This is a genomic window from Deltaproteobacteria bacterium (assembly GCA_016931625.1).
In the GTDB taxonomy this organism is placed as follows: Bacteria; Myxococcota; XYA12-FULL-58-9; order XYA12-FULL-58-9; family JAFGEK01; genus JAFGEK01.
The window spans coordinates 1-5,511 of sequence record JAFGEK010000111.1 but is presented as its reverse complement, the minus strand read 5'-3'; the positions used below and the strand labels follow the sequence as shown (position 1 = coordinate 5,511).

The following is a 5,511-nucleotide window of genomic DNA, read 5'->3' as shown; positions in this document are numbered from 1 at the left end:
TGTTTAGTTTCTCTGTTGCTTCTTGTTGTTCTAATTCAAATCGTGATTGGCGTTGTTCTAACTTTTGTTGGATGCGTTTAAATTTTGTTTCTTGTTCTTTAAGCGTTGTTGCAAAAATTTCTAGTTCGGCTCGTTCCTGTTTAATCTCTTTATATGTATCAGCTAGCTCTTTTTCGGCTTGCTTTTGTTTAACCGCAAACTCATGTTCAAGTTCACGCTTATGTAATGCAAGTTCTTTCTCAACAACATTTTTCACTTCTTTTTCTATGTTGGCACGCAACTTAGTTTCGTATTCTTGTTGCTTAAGTTTGCGTTCCTCGGCCTCTGCTTGTGCTTGCTCGCGATTGCGGCGATCTAATTGTTCACGCAACTCAATGGTTTCTGCTTGATACTGCTTTAGCTTCGAGTTGGGGCCAAGAGCCATTGCACTAGCTAATATTTTTTCTAGTTCTACTAAAAGTTGCCAACCATGCAAACCGCGCAAACGCACAGCAGGTATAAATACCCCGATAGCTCTTTCTAAAATCTGTTGATTAGTAGGATTGGTCTCAATACCACGACGATATAAAGATAGGGCATCATCTATGCGACCTATCTCAAAATAATAAGTAGCTAATAAAATTAAATTGTTAGTATTAGTGATCGAGCGCTGCAAATTTGCTTCAATTTTTTTTATAAGCTCTTCTTCTATAAATTGGCGAATACGCGAAAAGGCTTTATCCTGTTCTTCTATAAATTCTAACCCTGCTCCTGCTTCATCACCATCTTCTTTAATCCGTCGTACAATACAGCGTATAAACAACGGAGGGTCTTTTCTATTTAAATGCAGTTTTATAGATATTTGCTCACCAACTTTAAATTTAGTAGCACCTCGTATAAACAATCCCGAAGCACTTAAGTTTGATGAATAATTAAAAGTACTACGATCCCCAATTTTATAATCTACACGCTGCATAATCGCAAAACGCACCGAACGTCTTCGACCATTTGCAGTGTTGTTTTTTCCAATAGATTTTATTTTTAGTGGCTCTGGTACAACTGCTGGCTTGGTAATTATTGATTTAGGAGCAGGCTCGGATAGTGGCAATAACGTTGCAGCAACTGACGAAGCTTGAAGCGTTTTTTTACTTGGTGATGTCTTAGCTATTTTTGCCAGTTTCTTTGCAGCTTTCGTATCTTCTTGCACCACAGCTTTCTTTTTCATTGCGGGTTTGGAATGAGATGGATTTTTGCTTTTCTTTTTCGCAATGCTAATACGTGCTTGCGCCATATGTACCGCCCTTTAAACAATAGCTAATTAAGTGTACCCTATATATTAAGACGACACAGGTTGAGTTTAGTGTTTAGTTGCCAATTCACTAGCAATAATGGCAAAGAACTTATTTATGTATTTAGACGCACATTGTCATCTTGAACGTGGCACTTATGGTGATGAGCTTGAAGCTGTTATTGAGCGTGCGCTGCAAGCTGGAATCACCCATTTTATTGCTGTCGGCGCTAGTCAAATAATACATGGAGCAAAAGAAGTAATCGCTTTGGCTGAAAAAAATCCTATTATTTTTGCAGCGTTAGGTATTCATCCACATGATGCTGCAAAAGCATCTGATAACGACATAAATATACTTGTTAAGCTATTATCACACCCACGAGTTGTCGCTTTTGGTGAAATCGGTCTTGATTACTATTATACCAATTCACCAAAAACAGAACAGCGACAGCTTTTTATGCGATTATTAAAAATTGCAAAAACTATTGATTTGCCCATTATGTTACACATTCGCGACGCTCATTATGATGCCTGTGCTATTCTTGATGATATTGGCTTACCTGCTCGCAAAGGTGTTGTGCACTGTTTTACTAGTGGTCCGGCTGATGCTGAAGCCTATCTTAAACGCGGTATGATGCTATCTATTCCTGGTGTTATAACATTTAAAAATGCTGCTCCTCTACGTGAAGCAATTCGTATAACCCCGCTAAATCGTTTGCTTATTGAAACTGATTGCCCTTATTTAGCGCCAATTCCATATCGTGGTAAACGTAATGAACCTGCCTACATTACTGAAACTGCGGCAGCAATTGGTGCCATTAAAAATATGGACGCCACAAGCATAGGTGATATTACACGACAAAATGCCATAAAGTTTTTTAGCTTATCTATCTAGCCCATTGCTCCTTGATGCCAAAGACGCTAATAGTAACCATTTTGCATTCGCAGCCTTTCGCTGCGTCAAACAGGCCAAATGACATGAAAAAAACATTTTTATTCTTATTTGCAGTTGCTACTCTTTTTTCCTGCAAATCATCTTCAAACACTAGCTCTGTAAAAAAGGTTGTCGATAAGCCGATAACCCTTGAATTTTACGTAATGTCACAATGTCCATATGGCGTTAAAGTGATGCAAGCTATATCGCCAGTAATTGAACAATTAGGGCCTAATCTTGATTTTCAGGTGAATTATATAGGCGATAAAAAAGGTGATCAGCTTAATTCAATGCATGGTCCTAAAGAAGTCACTGGAGATATTGCTCAGTTATGCGCCATTAAACTGGCACCTAACACTTTTATGAAAATGATCGACTGCCAAAACAAGTCACCTCAACAGGTTGATACCAATTGGAAAGAATGCGCCAAAGAAGCCGATATCAATCAATCTGATTTAAGCAACTGTATCGAGGGTAATGAAGGCAAAGCATTACTTGACGCCTCATTTGAAAAATCCCAAAGCCGAGGTGCTAGTGGTTCGCCAACTATTTTTCTTAACAACAAACCTTATCAGGGTGGCCGCCAAACTAAACAATTTTTAAAAGCTATTTGTAATGAATATAGTGGAGCCAAGCCAGAAGCTTGTACCAATATTCCTGTACCTCCTAAGGTTCAGGCTTTCTTCTTAAGTGATAAACGCTGTCCTAAATGTGATATTGCACCACTTGAACCTCGTCTACGCAATGAATTCGGCGGGTTAACTGTAACTCATCTTGATTATATGAGTGAAGAAGGTAAAAAGTTATATAACGAATTACACGAAAAAAATGCAAATTTTCGCTTTTTACCCGCTATTTTATTTGATAAAAGTATCGAGCAAGATAAAGATGGTATGGCAACTATACAACGTTTTTTAGTTGACGTTGGTGACTATAAATCATTGCGTTTAGGTGGCCAATTCGATCCAACGGCTGAAATCTGCGATAATAAAATTGATGATACTAATAATGGCAAAATCGATTGTGATGATCCTACTTGCAAAGAAGATCTAATCTGTCGTCCCGAAAAACCAAACCAAATCGATCTTTTTGTCATGTCACAATGCCCCTATGGCGCAAAGGCGGTTATCGCCATGCAAGATGTTATTAAAAACTTCGCTGGCAAATTAAAATTAAACATTCACTTTATCGGCAGCGAGCAAGGCGGAAAATTAACTTCCATGCATGGTCCAGCTGAAGTTGAAGAAGATATTCGACAAGCTTGTGCAATTAAACAATATACTAAGAATCAAAAATACATGAGTTATCTGACCTGTCGTTCTGCTGATTATCGTAGTCCCAATTGGGAAGCCTGCACTGGTAAAGATGGGATTAGCGCGAGCGTTATTAAGAAATGCGTTGAAAGCGAAGGTGAAGCTCTACTTAAAAAGGATTTTGAGCTAGCCCAGTTGCTAAATATTAATGCCAGCCCAACCCTACTTGCTAACAATAAATATAAATTTAATGGCATTGATGCCGAAACGATTAAGAAAAACTTCTGCCAGTACAATTCTAGTCTGGATGGCTGTAAAAATACTCTTTCCAGTAATACTAGCGGTAACGTACCTGCAGGTTCTTGCGCTCAATAGTTCTAGGGGGTGTCCCTAAAATTTTTAGCAGCTTTGCACCTTTGTTTCCTTGTGATCTTGATGACGTATTTTATAAAAATGTTGTACCCAATAATGAATTTCTTCTTGCTTCCATGGTTTAATAATTACTGCTGCTGTTAAACCACTATCGTCTGCATCACGTACCTCTGGTAAATCAGGATAACCAGTAACAATCATTCGGCCACTTTCTGGGGCTAACTCCTTAGCCGCCGTAAGAAATTCAACACCAGTCATGTCTGGCATAGCGTGATCAGCAACTATTAAATCAAATGATTTTCGCTTTAATAGGTCCAAAGCTTCTTGAGGTGCATTACAAAAATGCATACTAAATTGATTACGAAAAATACGCCCAAATGCTTCCAAATTCGCGTTTTCGTCATCAACAATTAGTACTGATGGTTGTTCATTTTTCGTCATAATGGCCTTAATTAGTCCCTTAAAAATTTGTTTTTTTATATTTAATGCAATCAGTTGATATGTAAGTTATAAGAATAGCACGTAAATTTTGTATCGCAATTGTTCCTTACTTATAACTAGTGCATTTATACCAAATTGAGTTAAGCTCTTAGCTTATAGCCGTTTCCTCTTGAAGTGATTGTAACGAGATACGACAGACCGTGGCCGAAAATGGCGCCCGAGGAGTGAGCAGCGCAGGAATATTAGACATATTTCGAGCAGCGAAATGACGAGGCCACCATTTGCAGGCAGGTATGTCGTGTCGCAGTAGATCAATTCAAGAGGAAACCGCTATAAATATTGGAGGATGCTTATGCGGCTATCTTTGCTTGTTGGTTTTATTTTTATGTTTACTTACTAATTTTAAAATGTTTTTGACCAAGTCACCTTTGCGGTTACTTCAGGGTCTCTTTTCTTATCTTCATTTACACTTAATTGTACTCCTATTTTACCGAGATCACCTTTAGGTAAACCTATAATTGGACCTTGTAATTTAGCTTCTGCACTAACATTACCTTGCCATTGATCACCTTTTTTACTTATATCAAGATCTAATTGTATAGGAACAATTGTGTTTATTTTTGCTGTTGTTTTACCTTGTAAAATAATTTCAGATTCCCCAGTTTTGAATATTTGTCGACGACCTATTGCTCCTGCGGCTTCTAATTTTATACCCTCACATTCATATTGAAGCTCTGCTTCCATTTGCAGCTGCGAATATGTTTTGCGTAGTTTATACGAAGTACCTAAACTAAACTTATTTTTATTTCCTCCACCATCGTTATTACTAAACACAATCGAGGTTGACGTATCAACGGTTGTTGCTCCTGTAATATTCTGCTTTCCTTTAATATTTAGTTCTGCCTGGAGAAAATTTCCATTTGGCAGCAAAATACCTTCTGTATTCATCTTAAAACTACCACCAAGACTATCACTTAGAGCATCAATACTCATTTTACCATTAGCTTTTGGTGGCTTGCTTTTAACTGGCTTATTTATTGTAGAGTTGTATGATACGTTTTGATTGTTTACACGTTGATTATTTTCAATAACTTTGCTCATGATCCCCCCAAAATTTTAATGTGATTATATATCACATCATTTTTCAATTAATTTTATCGTATTACTTTTAATAAAGTTGCTATCTTTTTTTGTAACTTCTCAAAAAGTCTGGGCGAAACAAAGAATGTCATTTCGACTGCAAG

Annotated in this window: 5 protein-coding genes; 2 read left to right on the top strand and 3 right to left on the bottom strand. The window is 37.5% G+C overall.

Annotated elements, in window-relative coordinates; translation table 11 throughout:
- Window positions 1–1,270, bottom strand: a 1,270-nt coding sequence (locus JW841_09995) for a PilZ domain-containing protein (protein ID MBN1961269.1), incomplete at its 3' end; no start/stop codon positions are given.
- A 115-nt stretch (window positions 1,271–1,385) separates the two neighbouring features.
- Here JW841_09995 and JW841_09990 point away from each other — a divergent pair.
- Both JW841_09990 and JW841_09985 read left to right on the top strand, forming a co-directional pair.
- Complete coding sequence (locus tag JW841_09990; GenBank protein MBN1961268.1) at window positions 1,386–2,162, top strand: TatD family hydrolase; 777 nt, start codon at window positions 1,386–1,388, stop codon at window positions 2,160–2,162.
- 83 nt (window positions 2,163–2,245) lie between these two features.
- On the top strand, window positions 2,246–3,829 hold the full coding sequence (locus JW841_09985; GenBank protein ID MBN1961267.1) for a hypothetical protein: 1,584 nt from the start codon (window positions 2,246–2,248) through the stop codon (window positions 3,827–3,829).
- 24 nt (window positions 3,830–3,853) lie between these two features.
- Here the strand turns inward: JW841_09985 and JW841_09980 are convergent, their stop codons facing one another.
- Both JW841_09980 and JW841_09975 read right to left on the bottom strand, forming a co-directional pair.
- Window positions 3,854–4,267: a response regulator gene (locus JW841_09980; GenBank protein ID MBN1961266.1), complete on the bottom strand. Its 414-nt coding sequence runs from the start codon at window positions 4,265–4,267 to the stop codon at window positions 3,854–3,856.
- A 402-nt stretch (window positions 4,268–4,669) separates the two neighbouring features.
- Window positions 4,670–5,368: a hypothetical protein gene (locus tag JW841_09975; GenBank protein ID MBN1961265.1), complete on the bottom strand. Its 699-nt coding sequence runs from the start codon at window positions 5,366–5,368 to the stop codon at window positions 4,670–4,672.
- Window positions 5,369–5,511 lie beyond the last annotated feature (143 nt).